General features: G+C 72.5%; 21 protein-coding genes. 15 read left to right on the top strand and 6 right to left on the bottom strand.

Annotated features, from left to right (window positions below; translation table 11 throughout):
* Positions 1–14: 14 nt before the first annotated feature.
* Together EDF50_RS00105 and otnK are read right to left on the bottom strand one after the other, a co-directional pair.
* The gene (locus EDF50_RS00105; RefSeq protein WP_123517260.1) at positions 15–665 is read right to left on the bottom strand and encodes a class II aldolase/adducin family protein; all 651 of its coding nucleotides are present in this window, start codon (positions 663–665) and stop codon (positions 15–17) included.
* Positions 662–1,924 (bottom strand): 3-oxo-tetronate kinase, encoded by a 1,263-nt coding sequence (gene otnK, locus EDF50_RS00100; RefSeq protein ID WP_123517258.1) that lies wholly within the window; start codon positions 1,922–1,924, stop codon positions 662–664. Before otnK ends, EDF50_RS00105 begins: the two co-directional genes overlap by 4 nt.
* Before the next feature lie 168 nt (positions 1,925–2,092).
* On the opposite strand from otnK, the gene EDF50_RS00095 reads away from it, so the two are divergent.
* Together EDF50_RS00095 and EDF50_RS00090 are read left to right on the top strand one after the other, a co-directional pair.
* Complete coding sequence (locus tag EDF50_RS00095; RefSeq protein WP_199738510.1) at positions 2,093–3,454, top strand: homoserine dehydrogenase; 1,362 nt, start codon at positions 2,093–2,095, stop codon at positions 3,452–3,454.
* A 113-nt stretch (positions 3,455–3,567) separates the two neighbouring features.
* Positions 3,568–4,920: an SLC13 family permease gene (locus EDF50_RS00090; RefSeq protein WP_123517256.1), complete on the top strand. Its 1,353-nt coding sequence runs from the start codon at positions 3,568–3,570 to the stop codon at positions 4,918–4,920.
* 268 nt (positions 4,921–5,188) lie between these two features.
* On the opposite strand, the gene EDF50_RS00085 is transcribed toward EDF50_RS00090, so the two are convergent.
* The 3 genes from EDF50_RS00085 to EDF50_RS00075 are packed head-to-tail and all read right to left on the bottom strand — an operon-like array spanning position 5,189 to position 7,619.
* Positions 5,189–5,914 carry a hypothetical protein gene (locus EDF50_RS00085; RefSeq protein WP_148076717.1) on the bottom strand — a complete coding sequence of 242 codons (726 nt, stop codon included), beginning with the start codon at positions 5,912–5,914 and terminating at the stop codon, positions 5,189–5,191.
* A complete protein-coding gene (locus EDF50_RS16360; protein WP_148076716.1) occupies positions 5,911–6,552 on the bottom strand; it encodes a hypothetical protein in 642 nt (213 codons plus the stop codon). Before EDF50_RS16360 ends, EDF50_RS00085 begins: the two co-directional genes overlap by 4 nt.
* A gap of 59 nt (positions 6,553–6,611) precedes the next feature.
* Positions 6,612–7,619, bottom strand: a complete 1,008-nt coding sequence (locus EDF50_RS00075; RefSeq protein WP_123517251.1) for a LacI family DNA-binding transcriptional regulator — start codon at positions 7,617–7,619, stop codon at positions 6,612–6,614.
* 147 nt (positions 7,620–7,766) lie between these two features.
* Between EDF50_RS00075 and EDF50_RS00070 the strand changes: the two genes are divergently transcribed.
* From EDF50_RS00070 to EDF50_RS00050, 5 genes are all read left to right on the top strand, one after another.
* Entirely contained in the window at positions 7,767–9,056 is a 1,290-nt protein-coding gene (locus tag EDF50_RS00070; RefSeq protein WP_123517249.1) for an ABC transporter substrate-binding protein, read from the top strand.
* Between the two features lie 30 nt (positions 9,057–9,086).
* Entirely contained in the window at positions 9,087–10,100 is a 1,014-nt protein-coding gene (locus EDF50_RS00065; RefSeq protein WP_370453947.1) for a carbohydrate ABC transporter permease, read from the top strand.
* Positions 10,097–11,002, top strand: coding sequence for a carbohydrate ABC transporter permease (locus EDF50_RS00060; RefSeq protein ID WP_123517246.1), 906 nt, complete (start codon positions 10,097–10,099; stop codon positions 11,000–11,002). The genes EDF50_RS00065 and EDF50_RS00060 overlap by 4 nt, the downstream gene beginning before the upstream one ends.
* A 41-nt stretch (positions 11,003–11,043) precedes the next feature.
* Positions 11,044–13,413 (top strand): glycoside hydrolase family 3 N-terminal domain-containing protein, encoded by a 2,370-nt coding sequence (locus EDF50_RS00055; RefSeq protein WP_123517272.1) that lies wholly within the window; start codon positions 11,044–11,046, stop codon positions 13,411–13,413.
* Positions 13,414–13,658: 245 nt separating this feature from the next.
* Entirely contained in the window at positions 13,659–14,444 is a 786-nt protein-coding gene (locus tag EDF50_RS00050; protein ID WP_123517244.1) for an SDR family oxidoreductase, read from the top strand.
* 206 nt (positions 14,445–14,650) lie between these two features.
* Here the strand turns inward: EDF50_RS00050 and EDF50_RS00045 are convergent, their stop codons facing one another.
* A complete protein-coding gene (locus tag EDF50_RS00045; RefSeq protein ID WP_158612592.1) occupies positions 14,651–16,672 on the bottom strand; it encodes an Ig-like domain repeat protein in 2,022 nt (673 codons plus the stop codon).
* Between the two features lie 386 nt (positions 16,673–17,058).
* Here EDF50_RS00045 and EDF50_RS00040 point away from each other — a divergent pair, with 386 nt between their 5' ends.
* The 8 genes from EDF50_RS00040 to EDF50_RS00005 all read left to right on the top strand — a co-directional run bounded on the left by EDF50_RS00040 (position 17,059) and on the right by EDF50_RS00005 (position 26,251).
* Complete coding sequence (locus tag EDF50_RS00040; protein WP_233570230.1) at positions 17,059–17,601, top strand: PadR family transcriptional regulator; 543 nt, start codon at positions 17,059–17,061, stop codon at positions 17,599–17,601.
* 41 nt (positions 17,602–17,642) lie between these two features.
* Positions 17,643–19,319: an AarF/ABC1/UbiB kinase family protein gene (locus EDF50_RS00035; protein ID WP_233570229.1), complete on the top strand. Its 1,677-nt coding sequence runs from the start codon at positions 17,643–17,645 to the stop codon at positions 19,317–19,319.
* Positions 19,320–19,503: 184 nt separating this feature from the next.
* Positions 19,504–20,112, top strand: coding sequence for a hypothetical protein (locus EDF50_RS00030; protein ID WP_123517238.1), 609 nt, complete (start codon positions 19,504–19,506; stop codon positions 20,110–20,112).
* Positions 20,113–20,147: 35 nt separating this feature from the next.
* The gene (locus tag EDF50_RS00025) at positions 20,148–21,563 is read left to right on the top strand and encodes a LamG-like jellyroll fold domain-containing protein (protein WP_123517236.1); all 1,416 of its coding nucleotides are present in this window, start codon (positions 20,148–20,150) and stop codon (positions 21,561–21,563) included.
* Positions 21,564–21,688: 125 nt separating this feature from the next.
* Positions 21,689–22,372, top strand: coding sequence for a TetR/AcrR family transcriptional regulator (locus EDF50_RS00020; protein WP_123517235.1), 684 nt, complete (start codon positions 21,689–21,691; stop codon positions 22,370–22,372).
* Between the two features lie 180 nt (positions 22,373–22,552).
* Positions 22,553–23,590 carry a hypothetical protein gene (locus EDF50_RS00015; RefSeq protein ID WP_123517233.1) on the top strand — a complete coding sequence of 346 codons (1,038 nt, stop codon included), beginning with the start codon at positions 22,553–22,555 and terminating at the stop codon, positions 23,588–23,590.
* Positions 23,591–23,689: 99 nt separating this feature from the next.
* Positions 23,690–25,393 carry a chaplin family protein gene (locus EDF50_RS17045; RefSeq protein WP_304999891.1) on the top strand — a complete coding sequence of 568 codons (1,704 nt, stop codon included), beginning with the start codon at positions 23,690–23,692 and terminating at the stop codon, positions 25,391–25,393.
* 114 nt (positions 25,394–25,507) lie between these two features.
* Positions 25,508–26,251, top strand: a complete 744-nt coding sequence (locus tag EDF50_RS00005; RefSeq protein ID WP_370453946.1) for an NADPH-dependent F420 reductase — start codon at positions 25,508–25,510, stop codon at positions 26,249–26,251.
* Positions 26,252–26,329: the final 78 nt, after the last annotated feature.

Here is a 26,329-nt window from a genome sequence, read left to right as displayed (position 1 = left end):
CTTTCTCGCGTCGGTCAGCCTAGTGCGGTGGGCCCCGTCCACGGCATGCCCGAGGCCGCGGTGATGGCGGCCACCTGGTCGGCGGGGATGAGGCGGCGGGCGGCGCCGTGGGTGAGCAGGGCGATCCGGCAGGCCTCCTCGACCTCGACGGCGCCGAGCACGGCGCGGTCGAGGTCCTCGCCGCTGACGACGCTGCCGTGGTTCGACAGCAGTGCCGCCCGGAACGGCAGCGGGCTGTCGGTCACGAGCGACCCCATGGCCGGGTCGCCCGGGGCGACGAAGGGCAGCAGGGGGATCTGCCCGACCCGCATGAGCGAGTACGGCGTCAGCGGGGGCACGGCGCAGTGCTCCGACCAGGGCTCGAGGCACGACAGGGCGACGGCGGAGGGGGAGTGCACGTGCACGACCGCCCGGTGCTCGGGGTTCTTCCGGTAGAGCGCCCGGTGCAGGGCGACCTCCTTCGACGGCTTGGGGCCGGCGATCGACCTGCCGTCGGCATCGAGGACGGACAGGTCGTCGACCGTGAGCGACCCCAGCATCGTGCCGGTGCCGGTCATGAGCAGGCGATCACCGTCGCGGACGCTGACGTTGCCCGAGCTGCCGGGGCTGAGCCCGGCGGCGACGAGGGCCCGGCCGGCCTCGACGAGTCGTTCGGCTGCGGTCACGAGAGAGCCTCCCAGGCGGTCGAGAAGAGGTCGACGGCACCGAAGTTGCCGCTCTTCAGGACGAGGGCGACCGGTCGGCCGCCACTCGTGGTCGCGGCGGTCCAGCAGACGCCGGGGCCCAGCGCGGGCCCGACGACCAGGGCGGCCGTGCCGAGCGCCGTCACGACGGCGCCGCTGGTCTCGCCCCCCGCGACGACGACCGACCCGACGGTGCCGTCCGCGACGAGGTCGTGCACCAGGGCCGACAGGACCGACTCGACCACGGACGCCGCCGGGGGAGCCGCCGCCGACGTGCTCGCGGGTGCCGCCGTCACGACGTCGGACGGCTCACCGACCGAGTAGACGACGGGCACGGAGTCGGCGTCGAGGCCGCGCACCCAGTCGGCCAGGGCCGCGGCTTCGGCCGCAGGGTCCGCCGTGGCGGCCGTGAGGTCGACCTTGCGCGTGGGGTGCGTCGCGGCCGCGTGCGCGATCTGCCCGCGGGTGGCGGCAGAGGCCGAACCGCAGACGACGAGGCGTCGTCCGGTCACGTGCGAGAACTCGGCGGGCAGGGCGGGTGGCGGCGCGTCGTCGGTGCCGACCCCGAGGGCGAGGCCCGCGCCCCCGCTGACCAGACGGTGGTGTGCCGAGGCGCGGCCGATCGTCACGAGGTCGTCGTCGTCCACGGCGTCGACGACGAGGTAGCCGGCCGGAGCCGTGTCGAGCGCCGCCCTCAGGGCGCCGACCCCCGCGTGCACGTCCGCCAGGGGCACCTCGGTCACGGGGGTCGGCGTCTGCGGTGCGAGGAGGTCGCGGAGTCGCGAACGTGTCATCGGCGTCAACGGGTGGTGCCGCATCGACGACTCCTCGAGCAGCTCGTCGCCGACGTACAGGCGACCCTCCCGGACCGTGCGGCCGTTCGCGGGGAACGCGGGGACGACGACGGCGCGGTCGGTGCCGAGCCGGTCGCGGAAGGCGTCGAGGACGGGCCCGATGTTGCCTTCGTCGGTCGAGTCGAAGGTCGAGCAGTACTTCAGGGCGAACCGGTCGGCGCCGGCGTCGACCAACCAGGCCAGGGCCGCGATCGACCGCTCGACGGCCTCGTCGACCGGGGCCGTGCGGGTCTTGAGGGCGACCACGACGGCGTCGACGCCCGCGTAGGTCGCGGGATCGACCGCCGAAGGGGTGACGACGACGACCGTCTCGAGGCCGCGACGGCGGAACCCCGTGGCGAGGTCGGTGGCTCCGGTGAAGTCGTCGGCGACGGCACCTATCAACATGCGGGACCTTTCGGTGGCGGGCGGGCTCGCGAGGACGCAGCGGCGGCCTTGGGAGCCCACTCAGTCTATGTGACTATTTGGTGCGATGTTTGACAATTTGGTAACTGTCGCTACAGTTGCCATGCTCGCCCGGGCCGCCCCTGGCCTCATGAACGAACGGGAACAACGGTGATCCTCCACTCGACGACGTCTCGCACGACTCCGGTCCGTGTCCTCCTCACGGGCGCGAACGGCGGGTACGGCCGCACCCTGCTCGACCAGCTGCGCCGGCTTCCCGACCTGACGGCCACGCAACTCGTCGATCCCGACGTCGCCGGCGTGACGGTCATGCTCGACGAGCTGGGGGTGCCCTCGTCGGAGGTCGCGACGCCGACGAGCGCGGCGGCCACGGCCCGTGCGGTGTCGGCCGGCTCGATCGCCGTGATCGCCGACGCCTCGGCCGTCGACTGGGACGGTGTCGACGTCCTCGTCGAGGCCACCGGTCGGATCGAGGCCGGCCACCGGTACGCCGACACCGCCCTCGAGCACGGCGTGCACGTCGTCATGGTCAGCAAGGAGGTCGAGTCCGTGGCCGGCGTGGCGTTGAGCGCCAAGGCCCGAGCGGCCGGCCTGCGGTACCTGCCGGGCGACGGCGACCAGCCCGCGAACCTGCTGCGTCTCGTGGCGTGGGTGCTCGAGTGCGGCTTCGACGTCGTGGCCCTGGGCAAGTCGGGCGAGTACGACCTCGCCTTCGACCCGGCCACGGGCGTCGTCGACCAGGCCGGCACGACCGTGGACGCACCGACCCTCGGGTCGTTGCTCGACCTCGGCGACGACCCCCTCGCGACCGTCGAGGCGCGTGCCGCCGCGGTCGCCGGTCTCACACGCGCGGCGGCCGCCGACTCGTGCGAGATGAACGTCGTCTCGCTCTACACCGGCGCTCGCGCCGACGTCGAGTCCATGCACTACCCCGTCGCCCGCCCCGACGAGCTCGCCGACCTCTACACGGCACGCGAGGACGGCGGTCTGCTCGGCCGCACCGGCGTCGTCGACGTCTTCTCGATGCTCCGTCTGCCGGGCGAAGCGAGCTTCGCCGGCGGCGTCTTCGTGATCGTCCGCACAGGCGACCCCGTGACCTGGGAGACGCTCCGCGGCAAGGGGCACGTCGTCAGCCGCGACGGTCGTCACGCCTGCATCTACTGGCCCTACCACTACATGGGAATCGAGACCCCGCTCAGCATCGTCGCGGCAGTCGACGGGACCTCGCGCCTGCCCGAGCCCCGGCAGCACACGGTCCTCGCCGCCCGTGCCCGTGACGCGCTGTCGGCCGGCACCGCGTTCCGCGTCGAAGGCCACCACCACGAGATCGCCGGTGTCGCACCCGTGATCGTCGATCCCGACGACGAGGGCATCGCGCCCTACTACCTGCTCGGCGGCGCGCGGCTCGTGGCCGACGTGGCCCCCGGTGACCTCGTCCGGCTGGACGACCTCGCCGACGTGCCCGAGGCGGCGCTGGCGGCCTACCGGGCCGGACTCGCGCTGGGTCGCTGACCCGCGCCTCCTCGACTTCCCCCCCTCCCTGACCCCGTGACACCCCGAACCAGGAGATCGACGACGATGCCCTTCACCCCCGACCCGACCGACCCGACCCCGGCGGCGACCTCGTGAGCGTCGAGCTCGTCGCCCTGGTCGTCCTCGTGGCCGTCTTCGCCCTCTCGGCGATCCGCAACGTGCACATGGGTGCCCTGGCGCTCGTCGCCGCCCTCCTCGTCGGCGTGCTCGTCGTGGGCGAGAGCCTCGACGACGTCCTCGGCGGCTTCCCGGTCGACGCCCTGCTGATCCTGCTCGGCATCACCTACCTGTTCGGCATCGCCCGCGAGACCGGGGTGATCGACTGGCTGGTCGACCGCTCGGTCGGGCTGATCGGCGACCGGGTCGCGCTCATCCCGTGGGCGATGTTCGTCATCGGGACGCTGGTGGCCTGCCTCGGCACGTCGCACGCCGCCTTCACGATCGTGCCGATCGCGATGAGCCTGGCGCACAAGCACAAGATCCACTCGACGATGATGGGCATCGTCATGAGCTCGGCCATCGTCGGCGGCGCCCTCGCCCCGACGAGCATCAACGGCATCACGGTCATGACCGTGGCGCGGGCCTCGGGCATCCCCTACAACCCGGGCCTGATGTTCGGCCTCTCGGTCGGCATCAACACGGTGGTCGTCCTCGTCGCGTTCTTCCTGTTCGGCGGCCGCGAGCTGATCGCACGGACCCGCGCGGCTGGTGCCGCCCGTGCCTCGGCCTCGGCCCCGGCCGGCGGAGTCGGCGGCGCACACGGTACCGGTGCCGGGCACGGTTCGAGCGGTGCCGCCGTCCTCACCGCGCCGGCCACCGCCACCCGGCTCGGCGCGTACCAGCTCGTCGTGCTCGTGAGCATCCCGGTGCTGATCGTCGGCTTCTTCACGATCACGCTGCTCGACGTCGACCTCAACCTCGGTGCGGTCGCGCTGACGCTGGCCGTCTTCCTCGCCTTCGTCAAGCCCGACGTCGGCCGTGCGTCGCTGGCGCGCGTGGACTGGAACACCATCCTGCTGCTCGGCGGCATCATCACCTACGTCGGCGTCCTGACGCGGCTCGGTGCCATCGACCAACTCGGCGAGGTCGCGCGCTCGGTCTCATCGCCGTTGCTCGCCGCGTTCGTCATCTGCGTGATCGCCGGACTCGTGTCGGCCTTCGCCTCGACCATCGGCATCCTGGGTGCGCTCATCCCGCTCGCCGTCCCCCTGCTCGTCCCGGGCGGCGGGCTCGAGATGACCGGCTTCATCTACGCCCTGGCGATCTCCGCCTCGCTCGTCGACTGCGCCCCGTTCGGCACGACGGGCGCGACCATCGTCGCCTCGGGCGTCGAGGAGGACCGACCGCGCCTCTACCGCCACCTGACCCGGTGGGGCCTGTCGATGGTGGTCATCGGACCGGTCGTCACGCTGCTGCTGTTCGTCGTGCCGTTCCTCTGGGCCTGATCGGCCTGGCCTGACGGCCTCGAGGACGCAGGAGGCGCGGGTCGCGTGACCCGCGCCTCCTGCGTTTCCGTTTTTCTCGCGGTGTCACCCAAACGGGGGAGGCGTGCCGCTCCGAAGACATGCCCGGGTGCCCCAGGGCACCCCGTGCCCGACCGACCCTGTCGCGGCATGCCGTCGGCGGCCCGAACCGTCGGCACCGTCGGGAGCCCGAACTCCCGGCACGGATTCTGGTGTCAAGGGCGACACCGGGATCTGCGGGGGCTCGTGGTCAGGTCCGGTCGAGTGCGAGCCGAAGTCGGCGAGTCACGCCCGGGCCGCGCTCGAGTCCGGCCGTCAGGGCCGGACGGTGATCGAGGCGTGCCAGCGCGGAGAGCAGGCGGCGCCTCTCGACGGCTGTCGCCCCTTCGCCGAGGCGGACGGTCCGGCCCACGGCCGTGCCGAGCAAGGCGATGTCGAGGAGATGGCGGTCGGGATTCGGGTCGTCGTTGACGAGAGCTGCCGCCTTCGCGAACAGGGCGCCTTGCAACGTCGGTCTGAGAACCGTTCCGACGACACCGGCGACCTCGACTTCCACCGGTTCTGCCCGGTTCAATGCGCCTTGTGCGCCCGCGGAAGCGATCGTCGTCCCACCCGAGGCACCTCGTCGGGAATCCGCTCGTACGCCGAGGAAGCGCGGGATCAGGACGTCGACCTGAGCGTGGCCGTTCACCCATCGATGGTGGTGGCCGTTCCATGACTCGCCGGCCGGTCCGTAGCCGAGGTCTGCGAGGCTGCTCGTAAAGTCGTAGAGCATCTGAGGATGTGCCCGGATGTCCAATGCGGCGTCTGCGTCCTCGGTGGGGCGGGACGTGATGATCCCATGTTCCCAGCACAGCGAATGGACCATCTGACCACCCACGAGGCACCAACCGGTCGGCAGCCGCCGGTGGACGGCGAACAGGGAATGCCACGCGGCTGCCTGAGCCGGAGTCATGGCGGGGGCGACGATCGTCATGCCAGGTGCTGGACCATGAGACGGCCGACCTGGGCCCGCTCCCGGGGCCCGGGGCTCTGTGCGAGGTCCACGAGCAGGACCGCCAGCGGCACCGGATCACTCGGGCGGACGTCGTCGACGTGCAACAGGACGGTGGCTCGTTCGGAGGGTTCGAGGATGAACTCGTCGAGCACGGCATCGAGGTCGTCGGCGCCGATGTGGGCCTCGAGCATCCCGGCGGCCGCGATCCCGGCACGGGGGTCGCTGAACCCGGAGGGGACGACACGGCCGTCGCCAGAGAGGTCGGCGACATCCCTCGGGAGCCCGTCGAGTCGCAGGGGTCGCCGGGGTCGGAACCATGCCCAGATGAGATCGGCGGGGTCGGCGTCGGACATCAATTCGTCGAGGTGCCTCGTGAGGCGCACTCTCTCGGTGGGCGTCAATCCGTCGTCGAGACCGTCCAGTCGGGCGGCCAGGGCCTTCTGCATGCGGAATCCGAGGGGGCGCCGAGCGACGGCCCGGTGTTCGAGTGATTCGTCGATCAGCCATCGCCCCGCGACCCGTCGTGCGGGTAGGGCGCCGCACGCCGCCTGCGCCTGGACGCGGCGGACGGACAGGCCGTTCTTGGCGGCGTAGTCGGCGACACTCTGCTCGGGCATGCACACAAGGGTACGCCGGAGCGTATGGAAGTGTAAACAGGGGACCGGAGACGCGGGCCTCACCCGCGCGGCGGCCCCGTCGTCCCGCGCACCACGAGGCGGGTCGGCAGCTGGACCTCGGGCGCGGCGGGCTCGCCGCCCTCGAGCATCGTGAAGAGCATGCTCGCCGCCACGCTGCCGAGACGTTGCATGGGCTGTTGGACGGTCGTCAGCGGGGGGGACTCGCGCGAGGCCTCGGGGATGTCGTCGAACCCGACGATGCTGAGGTCGTCGGGCACGCGCAGGCCGAGGTCGAGGGCGGTGCGCAGCAGGGCGATGGCCGAGAGGTCGTTGGCGGCGAAGACCGCCGTCGGCCGGTCGGCGCTGGTCAGCAGCGACCGGGCCGCCTGGCGGGAGGCCGTCAGCTCGAAGTCGCCGTTGCGCGTCAGGCCCGGGTCGCGCGTGACGCCCGCCGACCGCAACGCCTGCACGTAACCCGCTTCGCGCAACGACGCCGAGCGCAGGTCGGGGCGCCCGGCCAGGAAGCCGATCCGACGATGGCCGAGGCCGAGCAGGTGCTCGACGGCGAGCAGCGCGCCACCGCGGCTGTCGCCCTCGACCGAGGGCAGGTCGGTGCGGCCGGTGTGCGGGTCGACGGCCACCACGGGGATGCTCGCGGCCGTCGTCAGCACCGACGGTGTGACGAGGATCGCGCCGTCGATCAGCGTGCCGCTCAACCGGCTGAGCGAGCGGCGTTCCCACCCGGTGTTCTCGCCGCGGTGCGCGCCGCTGTAGGCCAGCAGGTCGTACTCGGCGCCCCGCGACCGCACGGCCGCCCCGACCCCCTTGAGCACTTCCGAGCTGAAGGGCTCGAAGTCGGCGACCAGCACGCCGATCACCCCGGTGCGGCGGGCCCGCATGCTGCTGGCCACGAGACTCGACTCGTAGCCCAGCTCGTCGACGGCCGCCATCACGCGCTCGATCGCCTGGGCCGAGACGCCGTAGCGCCCGTTCACCGCCTTGGACACGGTGGCCACCGACACCCCGGCCGCCCGCGCCACGTCGTGGATCGTCACCCGTGCCGTCATCACGTCCGCAGCCTAGCCCGACGGAAATGGTTTTCGAAAACGTTTGACACAGCCTCCGGGGTTTTCGACACTGAGGCCACGCCGCGCATCGGAGCACGGCACGCTCGGCCGACCACGGCCGCTCAACGAAGAGGAAAAGGTGGAACCATGACCACATCTCGACGGCTCCTGGCCGGGTCGGCGGCCCTGCTGATCGGAGCGGGACTGCTGACCGGCTGCAGCGGCGGAGGCGGGGCGGGCGGGTCCGACGACGGCACGCTCACCCTCTGGCAGAACTCGACGACCGGTCCCGGCCAGGACTTCTGGACGGCCACCGCGGCCGACTTCGAGAAGGCCAACCCGGACGTGACGATCGACGTCCAGACCGTGCAGAACGAGGACTTCGACAGCAAGCTGCAGACGGCGCTCAACTCGGGCGACGCACCCGACGTGTTCCTGCAGCGCGGCGGCGGCAAGCTGCAGGCGATGGTCTCGGCCGGCCAGGTCAAGGACATCACCGACGGCATCTCGGACGACGCGAAGAACGACATCAGCGAGGGCACCTTCGGGTCCGGCTCGATCGACGGCAAGGTCTATTCGATGCCCGTCGCCGTGCTGCCCGGTGGTTTCTGGTACAGCCAGGACCTCTTCGACGCGGCCGGCATCACCGAGGCCCCGAAGACCATGGGCGAGCTCGACCAGGCCGTCACCGCCCTCAAGGGCTCCGGCGTCTCGCCCGTCGCCCTCGGCGGCAAGGATGCCTGGCCCGCCGCCCACTGGTACTTCTTCTTCGCGCTGCGCTCGTGCAGCTCGGACGTGCTCGAGCAGGCCGCGACCGACCGCGACTTCAGCGACGACTGCTGGGTGAAGGCCGCCGAGGACCTCGCCGACTTCCGCGACACCGAGCCCTTCAACGACGGGTTCCTGACGACGGCGGCCCAGCAGGGCGCCGGCAGCTCGGCGGGCCTGATCGCCAACCACCAGGCCGGCATGGAGCTCATGGGTGCCTGGAACCCCGGGGTCATCGCCTCGCTCACGCCCGACGCGCAGCCGCTGCCCGACCTGGGGTGGTTCCCCTTCCCCGCCGTCGACGGTGGTGACGGCGAGGCCGGTGCCATCATGGGTGGCGTCGACGGGTACTCCTGCTCGGCCGGTGCTCCCGACTCGTGCGTGGACTTCTTGAACTACCTGGCGACCCCCGACGTGCAGACGGCGTACTACAAGGCCTTCAACGCGCCTCCGGTGAACACGGTCGCCCAGCAGGCCGTCACCGAGCCCTACCTGCAGGACGTGCTCAGCGCCTACAACGACGCCCCGTTCGTGTCGCAGTGGCTCGACACCGTCTACGGCCTGAACGTCGGCAACGCGATGAACGTCGCCGTGGTCGACCTGCTCTCGGGCGACGGCACGCCGCAGCAGTTCGTCGACGCCGTCGACTCCGCCGCCAAGAAGGCGTAGGGCCCCGTCGTGAGCCTCCGCGAACCCGCCGTGCGGCCCGCCGCACCCTCGCGGGCTCACGCCACCGCCGGGGGCGACGCACTCGCGTCGCCCCCGGCGGCCTCCCGGGCCGTGTCCCGGAAGGGGCGTGGCGCCCGCGGCCTCGAGATCGCCCTGCTCGTCGGCCCCGCCCTCGTGGTGTTCCTGGCCTTCGTGGTGTTCCCGATCGTCATGGCCGCCTACTACGGCTTCTTCAGCTGGCAGGGCTTCGGTCCGCCGACCGACTTCGTCGGGTTCCGCAACTACCTCACGATCTTCCAGGACCCGACCTTCCTCGACGCGCTGCGGCACAACGCCACGATCGTGGTGCTCTCGCTCGTACTGCAGGGCCCGGTCGCCATCGGCCTGGCGCTGCTGCTCAACCGCAAGCTGCGCGGGCAGTCGCTGATCCGCGTGCTGATCTTCGTGCCCTACGTCATCAGCGAGGTCGTCGTCGGCACGGGCTGGAGCCTCATGCTGCAGGGCAGCGGCGCCGTCAACGACCTGCTGACCAAGGTCGGCCTCGGCTCGCTCGCGACCGACTGGCTCGCCGACCCCAGCATCGCCATCTGGACCCTGCTGGTGATCATCACCTGGAAGTACGTCGGCTTCGCCGTCATCCTCTTCCTCGCCGGGCTGCAGGGCGTACCCGAGGAGCTGAGCGAGGCCGCGGCCATCGACGGCGCGAGCTGGTGGCAGATCCAACGTCGCATCACGCTGCCGCTGCTCGGCCCGACCCTGCGCATCTGGGCGTTCCTGTCGATCATCGGCTCGCTGCAGCTGTTCGACCTCGTCTACATCATCTGGGGTCAGTACATCGCGGCGACCGCCGGCACCTCGACCATGGCGACCTACATGGTCGCCAACGGCCGCACCTCGGGCAGCTACGGCTACGGCAACGCCGTCGCGGTCGTGCTGTTCCTCATCTCGCTCGTCGTCGCCCTCGTCTACCAGCGCTTCGTGCTGCGACGCGACACGGCGGGGGCCGTCACGACCTCCGCCTCGACCGCAGGAGAAGAACGATGACCGCCAGCACCCTGCCCGCCCGACCGCGGGGCGGCGCCACCGCCCCGGCGGCCCCTCGGCCGACGAAGCGACGGAGGCGCGGCATCGCCGACCCCGGACGCGGCGTCGCGTACGTGGTCGCGGCGGTCGTCATCGTCGCCATGCTCGCGCCCGTCGCGTTCATCGTGATCGGCGGCTTCCGCACGAACGCGCAGATCACGACCGACCCGTCCGGGTTCCCCAGCCCGTGGCAGGTCGGCAATTACCTCGACGTGCTGACGGGCGGCACGTTCTGGCGACAGGTCGGCAACTCGCTGATCTCGGCCGGGGCGACCACGATCGGCACGGTCGCTCTCGGCCTGGCCGCCAGCTACGTGCTGGCCCGCTACCGCTTCGCCGGTCGCGGGGTGCTCTACGCGCTGTTCGCGGCAGGCCTGATGTTCCCGATGACCGTCGCGATCACGCCGCTGTACCTCGTGATCCGCGACCTCGGGCTGACGAACTCGCTGGCCGGCGTGATCCTGCCTCAGATCGCGTTCGCCCTGCCGACCACGATCATCATCCTCGTGCCGTTCCTCCGCGCGATCCCCGACGAGATCGAGGAGGCCGCATTCATCGACGGCTGCAGCCGCCTCGGCTTCTTCTTCCGCATGGTGGTTCGGCTGTCGCTGCCCGGTGTCATCACCGTCGGCATCCTCGCGTTCATCGGCGCCTGGAACTCGTACCTGCTGCCGCTGTTCATCCTCAACGACCCGTCGACCTTCACGCTGCCGCTCGGCGTGCAGGCGTTCTCGTCGCAGTACTCGGTCGACACGGCCCGGGTGCTCGCCTTCACGGCGCTGTCGATGCTGCCCGCGCTGATCTTCTTCAGCCTCTTCGAACGCCGCATCGTCGGCGGGCTCACCGGGGCGGTCAAGGGATGACCGCCACCGACACCGTCACAGACCAGGAGGCGCGAGCCGACATGACCGACACCACCCCCCGACCGCAGGCCCTCACGATCGGCGAGCCCCGCGCCTCCGACCGGGTGGCGTCGCTGCTGGCCGAGATGACCCTCGACGAGAAGCTCGCCCAGCTGGTCGGCTGGTGGGTCGACCAGGGAGCCGAGAACGTCGCCCCGATGCAGGGCGAGATGGCGACGTCGGGCGACTACGTCGACGCGACCCGCCACGGACTCGGTCACCTGACGCGGGTCTACGGGACCAGGCCGGTGGACCCGGTCGAGCGCGCCTCCTGGTTGTGGCGCGAACAGCGCCGCCTGCGGTCCGAGACCCGCCTGGGCATCCCGGCGCTCGTGCACGAGGAGTGCCTGACGGGCCTCGCCGCCTGGCAGGCCGCGACGTTCCCGACGCCGCTCGCCTGGGGCGCGTCGTTCGACCCCGAGCTGGTCGAGCGCATGGCGCGGCTGATCGGCGGGTCGATGCGCGACCTCGGCGTGCACCAGGGGCTCGCACCCGTGCTCGACGTGATCCGCGACCCGCGGTGGGGGCGCGTCGACGAGTGCATCGCCGAGGACCCGTACGTCGTCGGCACCATCGGCACCGCCTACGTGAAGGGACTGCAGGCGGCCGGTGTGCACGCGACGCTGAAGCACTTCGTGGGGTACTCGACGTCGGCGGCGGGGCGCAACCACGCGCCGGCGCAGGTCGGGCCGCGGTTCGTCGAGGACGTGCTGCTGCCCCCGTTCGAGATGGCCGTGCTCGACGGCGGGGTGCGGTCGGTGATGAACTCGTACGCCGAGATCGACGGGGTGCCGGTCGCCGGCACGCCGTCGTACCTCACCGAGGTGCTCCGCCGGCGGTGGGGATTCGACGGGGTGGTCGTGTCGGACTACTTCTCGGTGGCGTTCCTTCAGGTGATGCACGCGGTGGCGGCCGACCGTGGCGAGGCCGCGGCGCTGGCGCTCGAGGCCGGCATCGACGTCGAGCTGCCCACCGGCGACGCCTACCTCGAACCTCTCGCCGAGCGGGTCCGCAGCGGGCAGGTCGACGAGGCGCTGGTCGATCGTGCGGTGCTGCGCGTGCTGGCCGAGAAAGAGGAGCTCGGGCTGCTCGACGAGACGTTCGAGACGCCGCCTCCGGCCTCGATCGAGCTCGACTCGGCCGAACACCGGGCGGTCGCCCGTCAGCTCGCCGACGAGTCGGTCGTCGTGCTGACCAACGACGGCGTGCTGCCGCTGGTGCGGGGTGCCGCCGGCGCCCTCGGTGCCGGCCCGGACTCGATCGCGGTGGTCGGCCCGAACGGCGACAGCGCCGAGGCCCTGATGGGCTGCTACTCGTTCGTCAACCACGTGCTGGCGCACCACCCCGGCGTGCCGCTCGGCCTCGAGCTGCCCACCGTCGCCGACGGCCTGCGCGCCGAGCTGCCGGCGGCCGAGGTCGTGGTCGAGGCCGGCTGCGACGTCGAGGGTGACGACCGGTCCCGCCTCGCCGCCGCGGTCGCCGCCGTCCGCGGGGCCGAGGTCGCCGTGGTGGTCGTCGGCGACCGGGCCGGCCTGTTCGGGCGAGGCACCGTCGGCGAGGGCAACGACGTCGAGAGCCTCGAGCTGCCCGGGGTGCAGCGCGAGCTCGTCGAAGCGGTCGTCGCCACCGGCACGCCGACCGTCATGGTCGTGCTCTCGGGCCGGCCGTACGCCATCGGCTGGGCGGTGTCGGGCGCGGGGGCGCCCGCCGCCGTCGTCCAGGCGTTCTTCCCGGGCGAGGAGGGCGGGTCCGCCGTCGCCGGCGTGCTGACCGGCAGCGTCGAGCCCTCCGGGCACCTGCCGGTGTCGCTGCCGCGGTCGGCGGGGGCGCAGCCGTTCTCGTACCTGCACCCGGTGCTCGGAGGGCCGTCCGAGGTGACGAGCGCCGACAGCACGCCGGTCCTGCCCTTCGGGCACGGTCTGTCGTACACCTCGTGGCGGCGGTCCGACCTGGTCGTCGACGCGGGCGAGGTGCCGGCCGGCGGCTCGTTCGTCGCGTCGGTGACGGTCGCCAACACGGGCGACCGCCCCGGCACCGATCTCGTGCAGCTCTACGCCCACGACGTCGTCGGATCGGTCACCCGGCCCGTCGCGCAGCTGCTCGGCTACGCGCGCGTGGCGCTCGAACCGGGTCAGGAGGCGCGGGTCGTCTTCCGCGTCCCCACCACCCGTCTGGCGTTGACCGACCGGCACCACCGACGGGTCGTCGAGCCCGGCGACGTCGAGCTCTGGGTCGGCGGCTCGTGCGCCGAACGCGAGGCCGAGGCCGCCGTGCGGATCACGGGTGAGGCGTACCCGGTCACGATCGCCGACGAGCGGCTCGTCGGCGTCGAGATCGAGATGCCCGTGCTCGAGAGCCGCGCAGGCGGCTGACCCGCGCATCCTGTTCTCGAACCCGGTTTCGAACCATGCACCCCGTTCCTTTCGGGTTCATGGCTCGACACCGGGTTCTCCGTCCGGCGACCAGGGCCAGGCAGGCAGGAGGCGCGGTGCGGCGACCGCGGTCAGGGCCCAGTAAGGCGACATGTGTAGCCTTACAGCGAGTCGCGCGACGTCGCGCGACGACTGGCCCGGCGCCGCGTCGGGCCCCACCGAACGAGAGAACCGGAGCCCGTCCCATGGAACGTTTCACCGACAAGGTCGTCCTCATCACCGGCGGAGGGTCCGGCCTCGGCCGCGCGACCGCCGTCCGTGTCGCGAGCGAGGGGGCGAAGCTCGCGCTCGTCGACGTCTCCGAGAAGGGGCTCGCCGACTCGCAGGCCGCCGTGCTCGAGGCCGTCCCCGGTGCCGAGGTGCTGACCGTCCTCGCCGACGTGTCGAGCGAGGACGACGTCGCCCGCTACGTGTCGGCGACGGTCGAGCGTTTCGGCCGCATCGACGCGTTCTTCAACAACGCCGGCATCGAGGGCAAGCAGAACCTCACCGAGCGGTTCGGCGCGGACGAGTTCGACAAGGTCGTCTCGATCAACCTGCGCGGGGTGTTCCTCGGTCTCGAGAAGGTGCTCGGCGTCATGCGCTCGCAGGGTGACGGCGGTGCCGTGGTGAACACGGCGAGCGTGGGCGGTATCCGGGGCGTCGGCAACCAGTCGGGCTACGCCGCGGCCAAGCACGGTGTCGTCGGCCTCACCCGCAACTCGGCCGTCGAGTACGGCGAATTCGGCATCCGCGTCAACGCGATCGCGCCCGGTGCCATCTGGACGCCGATGGTCGAGGCCTCGATGCGCCAGATCGACGCCGAGAACCCCGAGAAGGCCGCCGAGCAGTTCATCCAGATCAACCCCACCAAGCGGTACGGCAAGGCGGACGAGATCGCCTCGGTCGTGGCGTTCCTGCTGTCGGACGACGCCACCTACGTCAACGCGGCGGTCGTGCCGATCGACGGTGGGCAGTCCGCGAAGTACTGAGGGACGCGCGGGGGCGTCGTGAGTCGACGGCCGGCGCCTCCGCCGGTCGCCGACCCGCGCATCCTGCCGCCTCGCACCCGGTTCCGAACCATGCGCCCCGTTCCTTCTGGGTGCATCGTTCGGAACCGGGTTCTTCGTCGCGCTGCAGGCTGGCAGGGGGGCAACCGGGCCGGCGCGGCGCGCAAGAGCAGGAGGCGCCGCGGACGTCAGCGCAGGACGACGATCATCCGCTTCGAGACGCTGGCGGACACGTTGCCCGACCCGGCGTACGACGCGGACAGGACGTACGTGCCCCCGCGGGTGAAGGTCCCGACCGGCACGGTGACGCGTCCTGCTCCGTCGGCCGAGACGGTGGCGGTGCCGACGGTCCTGCCACCCGAGGTCACGGTCACGGTGCCGGTGGGGCGGGGGACGCCGGGGGCCGACACGGTGACCGTGACCGTCGCCGCCTTGTTCTTGGTGATCGCCGTCCTCCCGCGGGTCAACGCGCTGGACGAGGAGGCCTTGTCGACGGTCACGCCGACGATCGACGAGTCCGACGCCGCCTGTGCGGACGTGGCAGGGACGAAGGAGGCGCGCAGCTGGTGGGTGCCCGCCGCGGTCGTCCCCGGCAGGGTCACCGTGGCGCGCCCGTCGGACCCGACCTTCGTGCTGCCGACGACGGCCGTGCCGTCCCGGAGCGTCACCGTCCCGCTCGGGGCCGAGCCGTCCGACGCGACGACCTGGGTGGTCGTCGTGATCGGGGTGCTCGAGCCGTGGGTCTGGCGGGTGCGGTCGACGCTCAGGCGACTGGTCGTCGTCGCGGGTGCGGTCGCGGGCGCCGGGGCCGACAGGGTCGGGGCCGGAGCGGAGGCGGGCACCTTGGCGGACCCCCCGGCGAGCGTGACGTCCAGCACCGCGCCTCCCGACGGCGTCATCGAGCGGACCGACACGGTGAACCCGCCGTTCGCGCTCGTGAACGACTCGCCCGCGTCGAGGTGCGTGTCGCGACGGCTGGGGTCGCGCTTCGCGTCGAGACCGACGGCGAGGGCGACGGTCGACACCGTGCTGCCCGCGAGGGTCAGCGGTCGGAGCACCCGCACGCTGCCGGTCGTCCTGTCGCTCGTGAGCGCGCAGCGGGTGAAGCCCGACGCGACGAGCGCGCAGGACGCCGCCCGGCCGCCGAACTCGGCGCTGCTCGCGTCCGTCCCGGTGGCGGTGCGGTACTCGACGTAGTAGCCCTGCCCGCTGATCGGGTCGACGACCTTCAGGGCGCGGCCCTTCGCGGTGCCGTCGAGCGAGGCGACGACGACCTGGCGGGCGGTGCCGGCACCGCTGAGCGTGGTGACGTCGGTCAGGAAGCCGGCTCGGACGCGCTGCGCGGACGACAGGTGGGGACGGGCCGACGAGATCGAGTAGCCCATGATGTCGAGGAAGTCGCCGTACTCGAGCACGGGGCAGGCGGCAGGGGTGTCGGTGGACGTGGCATAGCGGTAGTCGCTCGCGGCCCCGTCGAACGAGGTCGTGCTGCGACACATGCCGGCGCCGGCGTGGCCGAAGCCCAGGTTGTGGCCGAACTCGTGCAGCAGGACCGGGACGCCGAGCGCGGCGCCCGTGCCGTACGAGCTGAACACCTCGCCGCCGTCGCCGCCGACCGTGCCGAACGCCGTCGCCGTCGTGCCGCAGGTCTCGCGGCTCAGGACGATGAGGTGCTCGTTGGTGCCGGCCCACGCGTACTTGGCGAACCGGCCCCCGAAGGCCGAGGCGTGGACCGTGTTGAGCACCGTGGCGGGGACGCACGAGGCCTGGTCGAGCGGGCGGGTCTCGATGCCGGCGAGCGTCACGTCAACGGTGTGGCCCGACTCCTCCCACCAGTAGTCGTGCAGCTGAGTGACGGCGGCGCGGATCGAGGCGTCGTCGGGCGGCGTGGGGGAGTCGTCCGAGGTCGCGGCCGTCACCGTGGCGACGCTGACGTAGACCGGGTGGGTCGTCACTCCCGTCGCCGGTGACACGGCGTCGTCGGTCCGGGCCTCGAGCAGGGGCGCGGCGGGCACCTTCACCATGTCGCGGGACAGGTCGGCCGCGACGCCCCCGGTGGCCGTCGAGGCGGCGGCCACCGTGCTCGGGGCGGCGCCGGCCGAGGCGGGCGAGGGGGCGGCGGCCTGGGCCGGCGCGGCCGCGAGGGCGGTCAACACCAGGGCCGTGGCGGCGGCGGTGGCCGCGAGGCGGCGGGTCGGGAACGAGGGCATGGCGGACTCCAGGGGCCTCGGAGGCGCGGGTCGTCACCGAGGGACGTGCGGCTCCGTCGGACGTCGGGGAACGACGGAGGTCCTGCCGCCTCGGCGGACGTCGGGGAACGCCGAGGCAGCAGGGCTCGCCGGCGGACGTCGGGGAACGCCGGAGAGGTGACGGCAGCGAGCCGTCGGTGGGGGTTCATGCCCACGAATGGAACTCAACCACCCTGGTCCGGCGGCCCGAACCCCCCGTCCGAGTGGGCGGGCACCCCCAGAACAGGACCGTTCGGGATTTCCGCGGCCGCGCCTCCTGCCTGGGCGTCAGCCCCGACCGGCCGCGGGCCGGGGTATATCGTCCGGGTATCGTTCGACCCCATTCCACCCTCGAGAAGGAGAACACCATGAGCAGCACGTCAGCACCCGGCACCTTCGGCTTCGGCACCGGCCTCGACGGCATGTGGCAGGCCATGGAGCAGCTCCGCTCGACCTTCGACCGCCGCGAGGGCACCCGGGCTCCGCGCGGCGAGGTGCGTGCCGCGATCCTCGCTCTGCTCGCCGAACGACCGATGCACGGCTACCAGATCATCCGCGAGATCGACGATCGCAGCGGCGGCGACTGGAAACCCAGCGCCGGGTCCGTGTACCCGACCCTGCAGTTGCTCGCCGACGAAGGGCTCGTCGCCGCCGAGGAGACCGACGGCCGCAAGGTCTACTCGCTCACCGACGCCGGTCGTGCCGCCGCCGGGGTCGACCCCTCGGCTCCGTGGGAGCCCGAGCGCTCCGCCACGGGCGACCGGTTCCGTGCCCTGCCCAAGGCCGGCGTCGACCTGGCTCGCGCCACGGCGCAGGTCGGCCGCACGGGTTCGCCCGAGCAGGTCGACGAGGCGGTGGCGGTGCTCGACGAGGCGCGTCGTCGCATCTACTCGATCCTCGCCAGAGACTGACGAGGGTGGCGTCGACCGAACCCTCCGCGTCCAGTCCTCCGGTGCGTGACCGGGCCGGTCGTGCGCGCTACCGCCGCATCCTCCGGTTCGCCTCGCGGCACCTCGCCGTCACCTGGTGGTTCGAGCTCGTCCTCCCGCGGTTCGGCCTGCGACGGCTGGCGGAGCGCACCCGAGCCCGCCGGATGCGGCGCTTCGCCCGGGGCTTCCACACGCTGGCGCTCGACCTCGGCGGCCTGATGATCAAGGTCGGCCAGTACCTGTCGTCGCGTCTCGACGTGCTGCCACCCGAGATCACGAAAGAACTCGAGGGGCTGCAGGACGAGGTCACGCCCGTCCCCTTCGCGGGCATCCGCGCGCTGGCCGAGGCCGAGCTGCGCCGACCCCTGGGGCAGGTCTTCGCGTCGGTGGCCGAGACGCCCATCGCCGCCGCGTCGCTCGGGCAGGCGCACCGCGCGACGCTCGGGCCCGTCGACGCGGCCGACACGGGGCTGACCGACGTCGTGCTCAAGGTGCAGCGGCCCGGAATCGACGCCGTCGTCGACGTCGACCTGGCGGCGCTCCGTCGTGTCGGCGGCTGGCTCAGCCACGTCCGGTTGGTGTCGGACCGGGTCGACGCCCCGGCCCTCGTCGAGGAGTTCGCCCGCACCAGCCTCGAGGAGATCGACTACCTCAACGAAGCCGCCAACTCGGCCCGGTTCGCCGCCGACTTCGCCGGCGACGACCGCGTGAGCGTGCCCGACGTCGTCTGGGAGCGGACCACGCGGCGCGTCCTCGTGCTGGACGACGTCTCGGCGATCAAGATCACCGACGTCGAGGCCCTCGCAGCCGCCGGCATCGACCCGGCCGAGGTCGCCCCCGTCTTCGCCGAGGTGATGTTCGAGCAGCTCTTCACCCATGGGTTCTTCCACGCCGACCCGCATCCCGGCAACATCTTCGTCACGCCCGTGCCCGACGCGGTCGACGGTCGGCGACCGTGGAAGCTCACCTTCATCGACTTCGGCATGATGGGCGAGGTGCCGACGGGCACCCGCACGGGGCTGCGCACGCTGCTGATCGCCGCCGCCTCCCGGGACGGCTCGGGCATGGTGGCCGCCATGCGCGACCTCGGGGTCCTGCTGCCGAGCGCCGACACGGTCGGACTCGAGCGGGCCGTGACCGCCACCTTCGCCCGGTTCGGCGGCATGGGCTTCGCCGAGCTGCGCCAGGTCGACCCTCGCGAGTACCGCGAGTTCGCCGGACAGTTCGGCGACCTCATCCGGTCGTTGCCGTTCCAGCTGCCCGAGGACTTCCTGCTCGTCCTGCGCGCGATGACGTTGACCTCGGGGGTCGCCAGCGCGCTCGACCCCGCCTTCAACCTGTGGGACTCGGTGGAGCCCTACGCCGCCCAGCTGATCCGTGACGAGCGGGGCAACGCGGTGCAGGACGTCACGCGCCGCGCCGTCGACGCCGCGACCGTGGCCGTGCGCCTGCCCGGCCGACTCGACCACCTCGTCACGCGCCTCGAGGACGGCACGCTCGAGGTGGGCAGCCCCCGGATCGAGCGCCAGCTCACGCGCATCGAGCGGACGGCCCGGCGCGTGGTCTCGGCCGTGCTCTTCGGCGCCCTGCTCGTCGCCGGTGCCGTCCTGCGCAGCGGCGACGACGTGGTCGGCACGGTGTTGATGAGCGTCTCGGTCCTCCCGCTGCTGCACGCCCTGCTGTCCGGTCGCGGGCGCTGACGACGGACGCTCGTGCTCGAAAAGGGGTACACGCGATTCCCCCTCACTGGGGACAGCGAGACCCTTACCGACATGACTCTTCGTCGGTACTTTCGCATCATCGGCACCGTGCCGACACGTCCGCGCCCCCTCCCGACCTGCACCACGGGGGCCGCGACGCAACCCACCCGAAGGACTCCCCGACATGTCCCGATCGATCAGTCGCGCCCGCTGGACGCGTCGTGCCCGCTGGGCCGCCGTGCCCGTCGCCGTCATCGCCTCCGGCGCCATCATCTCGACGGCGTCGTACTCCGCGTTCTCCGCCACCACCTCGAACCCGACCAGCAACTGGTCGACCGGCACCGTCCAGCTGACGGACGACGACGCAGACGTCGCCCTGTTCTCGGCCTCGAACCTCGTGCCCGGCGACAGCGGCACGAAGTGCATCACGGTCACCTCGAAGGGCAGCGTGCCCTCGGCCGTCCGGCTCTACGGCACCTCGGCGACGACGACCAACTCGCTCTCGTCGTACCTCGACCTGACCATCCAGCAAGGAACGGGTGGGTCGAGCGCGTCCTGTGACGGGTTCACTCCCGCGTCGCAGGGGGCCCAGGTCTGGACGGGCACGCTCGCCGACTTCGCGAGCCAGCGGACGGGTTACGCGAACGGCAGCCCCACCTGGTCGCCGACCGGGACGGCCGCGGAGTCGCGCTCCTTCAAGTTCTCGTACACGCTCAACCAGTCGACGCCGAACACCGGCCAGGACTCCCGTGCGTCGATCGGGTTCACCTGGGAGGCCCAGACCACCCGCTGACGCGGGAGTCGCCCCCCGAGCCGGATGCCGCCGTCATGACGACCGTCGCGACCTCCCCCGTCGCCGCCAGCCCGCAGGTCCGTTCCGACCTGTCGTTCTGGGGTGCGCTGTGCCTGGCGACGGTCGCGCGGGTCGTCCTCACGACGGCCGTGTGCCTCCTGCTCTGGGCCGCCGTCCCGGCCCTGTGGGGCTGGTCGCCCACCACCGTCGTCTCGGGGTCGATGGCGCCCGCGATCGCCGCCGGCGACGTCGTCGTCGCGATGCCCGTCGACGTCGACGACCTCGACGCGGGCCAGGTGTTGCTCGTCGACGACCCCGATCGTGCGGGGGCACTGCGGCTGCACCGCCTCGTCGACACCACCGACGAGGGGTTGCGGTTGCGGGGCGACGCCAACGCCGACGTCGACTCGAGCCTCGTCTCGACGGAGGCGGTCCGTGGCGTGGGCGTCCTGCTCGTCCCGGCGATCGGCTCGGCCATGCTGTGGCAGGGCGGTGACCGTGTCCTCGGCGTGCTCGTCGTGTCACTCGTGGTGTTGCTCCTGCTCGCCGCGACCCGCCTCGAGCCGACGAGCGACGACGTGGTCGACCCGCTCGCCCTCTCACGCCACCGCGCGAGGACGCCACCGACGGGGCGGACCCGAGTGGCACGGGCCGCGGGCGCGGTCCTCGCGGTCGTCGCAGGGGTGGCCGTGCTCTTCGTCGTCGTCGGGTCGAGTCACGCCGCCTTCTCGGCCACGACCTCGACGCGGGCGACCCTCGCCACCTCGCGCTTCGCATGCCTCGACCGTCCGGTCGCCGCCCAGGCACGATTCGCCTACCAGTTCAACGACGGCGTGGGCACGACCGCGCGCGACGCCAGCGGCAACGGGCGCGCGGGCACGCTCACGCAGGGTGCCACGATCCGCAGCGGCACGTGTGCCGCCGGCGCGAGTCCCTACGCACGGTTCGACGGGGCGACCGGGCAGGTCACCACGGCGCAGATGATCGACGGGCCCCAGGTCTTCACCGTGGAGACCTGGTTCCGCACGACCACGACGACGGGCGGCAAGCTGATCGGCTTCGGTAACAGCCAGTCGGGAGCGTCGAGTCAATACGACCGCCACCTCTACCTGACCGACAGGGGCACGCTGATCTTCGGTGTCTACAGCGGCACGTACTACACCGTGGAGAGCCCGGCGGCCTACACGGACGGTGCGTGGCACCTCGCGACGGCGACTTTGAGTTCGTCGGGCATGGCCCTCTACGTCGACGGCACGCTGGTCGGCTCGGCCAACCAGGCGGCCGCGGAGAACGCCCGGGGGTACTGGCGGATCGGCTACGACGCGGTGAGCGTCTCGTGGGCCTCGACGCCGACGAGCAAGTACTACCGCGGGGACCTCGACGACACGACGGTCCTGGACGTGGCCTCGACCCCGGCGGAGGTGAGCGCGAGGTACTCGGCCGGCCGGTGACGATCGTCGTCGAAGGACGGCCCCTGGCAGGAGGCGCGGGATGGTCGGGCGCGGCACCGTCGAGGTGGCCGGTGTGCCCCGGACTGGGCGTCGACCGGTGCCCGAGTAATCCGTAACGTCGGTCCGTGATCCACGAGACCCAGCCCGAGCCGGCGGACGCCCCGGCCACGACGACCGCCCCGACCATCCCGTTCGGAGCCCCCTCCGCCGCCGTCGAACGGCGCATCGCCATCGTGGAGGCGGCCATGCGCGTCTTCACCGAGCACGCCTTCCACGAGGCGTCGTTCGAGCTGGTGGCCCGAGCCGCCGACCTGCCGGTCAAGACCGTGAGCGACGAGTTCACGCACTGGAACGGCCTGGTCCTGGCGACCGTCGACCTCTGGGTCGGCCGGCGCACCCGTCCGCTGCTGCCCCTGGCCGAGACCCACGGCACGATCGCCCTGCTGCGCGCCATCGTCGGGGCGAACGTCGCCGAACCCGCGTTGATGCGCCTGCTGAGCGCCACCGTGAACGTGGCCGCCACCCCCGGGCATCCTCTGGCGCCGCTCCTGCACGACCAATGGCAGCAGTTCTACCGCCTGATCCGCACCTCCCTCATGCGAGACGTCGAGCTGGGGCGCGAACCCGAGACGATGCAGCCGGCCCGGGGTGCCGAGCAGTTGATCGCCCTGTACGAGGGCCTGCAGCTGCAGTCGATGGTCCGACGGGACATGGACGTGCTCGAGTCGTTCGACCGCGCCATCACGCGGCTGCGGGCCGGCTGGGGCTCGGTGTACGTGCCGCCCGCCTGGGACCTCGAGTTGGTCTGACACCCCGCCACCTGGAGGAACCCAGGACGATCGGGGTACATATGAGGCGTTCTCATGGACAACCCCCGGCGGTCGGCGTAGAAAAGACGGCACATCGCGTCTTACCAGCGTGGTGAGGGGCACGACCCCGACGCCGAGGCCAACCACCTCGACGTGAGACGCGACCGAAGAAGGTGCGCCGTGGATCAGACGGCCGAGACGACGACGAGGCGATCCGCCCCGCTCCGTCTCGTGCGCCTCCTCGGCCTCTCCGGTCTCGCCGCGATCGGCATGGTCGGTCTCGGACTCGCGTTCTCGTCCACGTCGGCCTCGGCCGACGAAGCCCCCTCGTCCCTCCTCGGCGGTGTCACCTCGGCCGTCGGCCAGGTCGCCGGGTCGCTCGACGCCCCCGTGGCCGCCGTGGGCCAGACCGCAGGAGGCGCGGTGTCGCAGGTCACGGACGTCGCCGTCCGGGCCACGGCCGTCGCGCCCCCGGTGCAGCACGTGGTGCAGGCCGCCGCCCCCGTGGTGCCTCAGGTCGTCCAGCACGTCGCGGCCGCCGCTCCCGTCTCGTCGGTCGTCGCGCCCGTCGCGCAGACCGTGGACCACGTCGTCGCGGCCGTCCCCGTGGTGTCCGCGGTCACCGGCCCGGCACCCGTCTCGACCGTGACCGACCCGCTCACGGGCGTCGTCGACGGCGGACTCGCCGCGGTCGGCGACTCGGCCGCGGCTCCTGCCGCCCCGATCGTGGTGCCGGCCGTGCCGGTCGTGCCCGAGGGCGTCACGCCCCTGCCCGGCGTCACCCCGCCCGCGGGCGATGCCCTCACCGGCTCCGAAGCCGGCGTCGACGGCCCCGCCGCCGTCGTCGACGTCACCGACACCCTCGTGTCCGTCGCGCCCTCGACCGAGGACGCGACCGACGCGGTCACCGTCCTGCGGGCGCACATCGCCTCCGGTCCGATGTCATCCGCCGACGCGACCACCGTGCCCCTGGCACCCACCCCCGGCCCCACGCCTCGTCCCGCCGGCGACGACCACGGCACGCCCGCTCTGCCCTCGAGCACCGGCGGCAGCGCAAATGGTCAGGCCTCGGGCGGTGGCGCGGCCGGCGGTGCCGTCGCGCTCGACGCGACCCGCGCCTCCCAGCTTCCCGGACTCGCCGTGTCGGCGGGCTCCGCGGACGGCGACGACGACCTCCCGTCGACGCCCGCCCACGACACCGACTCTTCCCCCGACTGAGGCCGGTCGCGTCGCCCCTGCAGCGTTCTCGCTGCCGGCGACATCAGCGACCCCGCCGCGATCACGCGGCACCACACACCTCATCTCTTGGAGAAAGTCATGAACAAGTACGTCTCGAGAGGGCTCATGGGAGCGCTCTTCGTCGGGGGCATCTGGGCCCTCGGAACGACCGCCGCCACCGCGGCGACCACCACCGGTGACGACGGGCTGCTCTCGGGCACCCAGGTCGGCACCGTCGTCGAGGCCCCGGTCTCGGCCGTCGGCAACGCCGTCAGCGTCCTCGGCGACGCGAGCAGCACCGCCGCGGCACCTGCGGCACCTGCGGCGCCTGCGGCACCTGCGGCGCCCGTCGTCGCGCCGGTGGCTCCTGCGGCGCCCGCCGCACCCGTCACGACGACGAGCGGAGACTCGGGCGTGCTCTCGGGCACCCAGGGCATCGTCTCGGTCGACGTGCCCGTCAGCGTCGGAGGCAACGCCGTCTCGGTTCTGGGCGACTCCGCCAGCACGGCCGCTCCCGTCGAGGCCCCCGCCGCCCCGGTCGCACCGGCACCCGCGGTGACCGCACCGGCCGCCACGTCGGGTGACGACTCGATCGGCTCGGGTACGCAGGCGCTCGTCGACGTGACCCTGCCGATCACGGTCGGTGGCAACGCGATCTCGGTGGTCGGCGACTCCGCCAGCACGGGGACCACGACCGGTGCCCCCGCCGGAGGCGCGGCTGACGCCCTTCCCGCCGGCTCGGCCACCGGCACCACCAGTGGTGACGACGGCATCCTCGGCGGCACGCAGGTCGGTGGCGACGTCGTCGCTCCGGTCACGGTCGGTGGCAACGCCGTCTCCGTGGTCGGCGACAGCAGCAGCACCGGTTCGACGACGGCCCCGGCCGCGGGAGCCGGCACCGGTCAGGGCACGGCGGGTGCCGCCACCAGCGGCGACGATTCCGTCGCCGGGGGCACCCAGGTGATCCCGACGGTGACGATCCCGGTCTCCGTGGGTGGCAACGCGATCTCGGTGGTCGGTGACTCGGCCAGCACGGGGACCACGACCGGGGCCGGCTCGACCGGCACAGGCACAGGCACCGGCACGACCGGTGGCAGCACCACCAGCGGTGACGACGGCATCCTCGGGGGCACGCAGGTCGTGCCGTCGGTGGGGCTGCCCGTGACCGTGGGTGGCAACGCGATCTCGGTGGTCGGTGATTCAGCGAGCACGGGGACGACGACGGGAACCGGCTCGACCGGCACAGGCACCGGCACGACCGGTGGCAACACCACCAGTGGTGACGACGGCATCCTCGGGGGCACGCAGATCATCCCCGTGATCACGCTGCCGATCGACCTGTCGGGCAACGGCGTCTCGGTGATCGGCGACAGCGACACCACGGGCGGGACGACCGGCACCACGCCGACCGACCCGACCGTCCCCGTCGACCCGACCGACCCGACCGTCCCCGTCGACCCGACCGACCCGACCGACCCGACGATCCCCGTCGACCCGGCCGAGCCGTTCGACCCGACCGACCCGGTCGACCCGACGACGCCCACCACACCGGGTGACGAGGTCATCACCACACCGGGTACCGACGGGACCACCGTCACGACGGACGCCGTGCTCGTGACGGCCGCCTCGACCGACCGCAGCGTCCTCGCCTCGGGGGCCCGCGCCTCCTCGGCCCTCGCCGCCGACTCGTCGCTCGCCTTCACCGGCAGCGACACGACGGCCCCGCTCGCGGGTGGCCTGCTGGCGCTCCTCGCCGGGCTCGGCCTGCTGACGGCGGCCCGCCGCCGGACGGCACGCGCCTGACGGTCACCCCCGTCGCTCGCACCTGAGCGACTCCACACCGACGGTGCACCGCAGACCTGGTTCAGGGGCCTGCGGTGCATCGCCGCGTCCGGAATCGACGAGCGTTCTCGGCGGTTGCACGGACACATGACGTCCGCACCCACCATCGGCATCCTCGGCGCGGGCAAGGTCGGCACCGTCCTCGCCCGCCTCGTCCACGCCGCCGGCCACCCCGTCCTGCTCTCCGGGTCGGCAGACCCCGCACGCATCCGTCTGATCGTCGACGTCATCGCTCCCGGGGCTCGTGCGGTCTGGTCGGCCGAAGCGGCGCGGGAGGCCGACATCGTCGTGCTGGCCCTGCCCCTCGGCAAACTCGACTCGGTGCCGGTGGACGCCCTGGCCGGCAAGGTCGTCATCGACGCCATGAACTACTGGTGGGAGACCGACGGCCTGCGCGACGACCTCTCGGACGTGCGCACCTCGACGAGCGAGCTCGTGCAGCGGCACCTCCCCGCGTCGCGCGTCGTCAAGGGCTTCAACCACATGGGGTACCACGACCTCGACGAAGGGGCGCTGCCCGCGGGTGACCCGGGACGCAGCGCGATCGCCCTCGCCTCGGACGACCAGGAGGCTCTCGACGTCGTCGCCGCCCTGGTCGACGCCGTGGGTTTCGACGCCGTCGCCCTGCCCACGCTGGCCGACGGCATCGCCCTCGAGCCCGGATCGCTGGCCTTCGGCGCCGACGTCGGGGCGGCCGAGCTCCGCGACACGGTCCGCGACTTCTGGACCTCGCAGCGCGGGCTCGCGGTGGCTCGTGCACGGCGGGCGACGAGCCCGGTCGACGGTCCGGACGAAAGGGCCGAGGTCACGGCGGGGTAACGAAGTCGATGCGTTCCAATCCTTTTCGGCGACGGTGGCGAACCCTGTACATCCCCACCGGGACCAAAAGACAAGGAG

Origin of the sequence: Frigoribacterium sp. PhB24, from assembly GCF_003755185.1 — a bacterium.
Taxonomy (GTDB): Bacteria; Actinomycetota; Actinomycetes; order Actinomycetales; family Microbacteriaceae; genus Frigoribacterium.
Note: the sequence above shows the minus strand (reverse complement) of the source record. Positions and strands in the feature narration are given on the sequence as shown.

Excerpts from the sequence above, each read along its gene's own strand:
- otnK (WP_123517258.1), bottom strand. The coding sequence starts at position 1,924 with ATGTTGATAGGTGCCGTCGCCGACGACTTCACCGGAGCCACCGACCTC.
- EDF50_RS00085 (WP_148076717.1), bottom strand. The coding sequence starts at position 5,914 with ATGACGATCGTCGCCCCCGCCATGACTCCGGCTCAGGCAGCCGCGTGG.
- EDF50_RS16360 (WP_148076716.1), bottom strand. The coding sequence starts at position 6,552 with ATGCCCGAGCAGAGTGTCGCCGACTACGCCGCCAAGAACGGCCTGTCC.
- EDF50_RS00075 (WP_123517251.1), bottom strand. The coding sequence starts at position 7,619 with ATGACGGCACGGGTGACGATCCACGACGTGGCGCGGGCGGCCGGGGTG.
- EDF50_RS00070 (WP_123517249.1), top strand. The coding sequence starts at position 7,767 with ATGACCACATCTCGACGGCTCCTGGCCGGGTCGGCGGCCCTGCTGATC.
- EDF50_RS00060 (WP_123517246.1), top strand. The coding sequence starts at position 10,097 with ATGACCGCCAGCACCCTGCCCGCCCGACCGCGGGGCGGCGCCACCGCC.
- EDF50_RS00055 (WP_123517272.1), top strand. The coding sequence starts at position 11,044 with ATGACCGACACCACCCCCCGACCGCAGGCCCTCACGATCGGCGAGCCC.
- EDF50_RS00050 (WP_123517244.1), top strand. The coding sequence starts at position 13,659 with ATGGAACGTTTCACCGACAAGGTCGTCCTCATCACCGGCGGAGGGTCC.
- EDF50_RS00045 (WP_158612592.1), bottom strand. The coding sequence starts at position 16,672 with ATGCCCTCGTTCCCGACCCGCCGCCTCGCGGCCACCGCCGCCGCCACG.
- EDF50_RS00040 (WP_233570230.1), top strand. The coding sequence starts at position 17,059 with ATGAGCAGCACGTCAGCACCCGGCACCTTCGGCTTCGGCACCGGCCTC.
- EDF50_RS00030 (WP_123517238.1), top strand. The coding sequence starts at position 19,504 with ATGTCCCGATCGATCAGTCGCGCCCGCTGGACGCGTCGTGCCCGCTGG.
- EDF50_RS00025 (WP_123517236.1), top strand. The coding sequence starts at position 20,148 with ATGACGACCGTCGCGACCTCCCCCGTCGCCGCCAGCCCGCAGGTCCGT.
- EDF50_RS17045 (WP_304999891.1), top strand. The coding sequence starts at position 23,690 with ATGAACAAGTACGTCTCGAGAGGGCTCATGGGAGCGCTCTTCGTCGGG.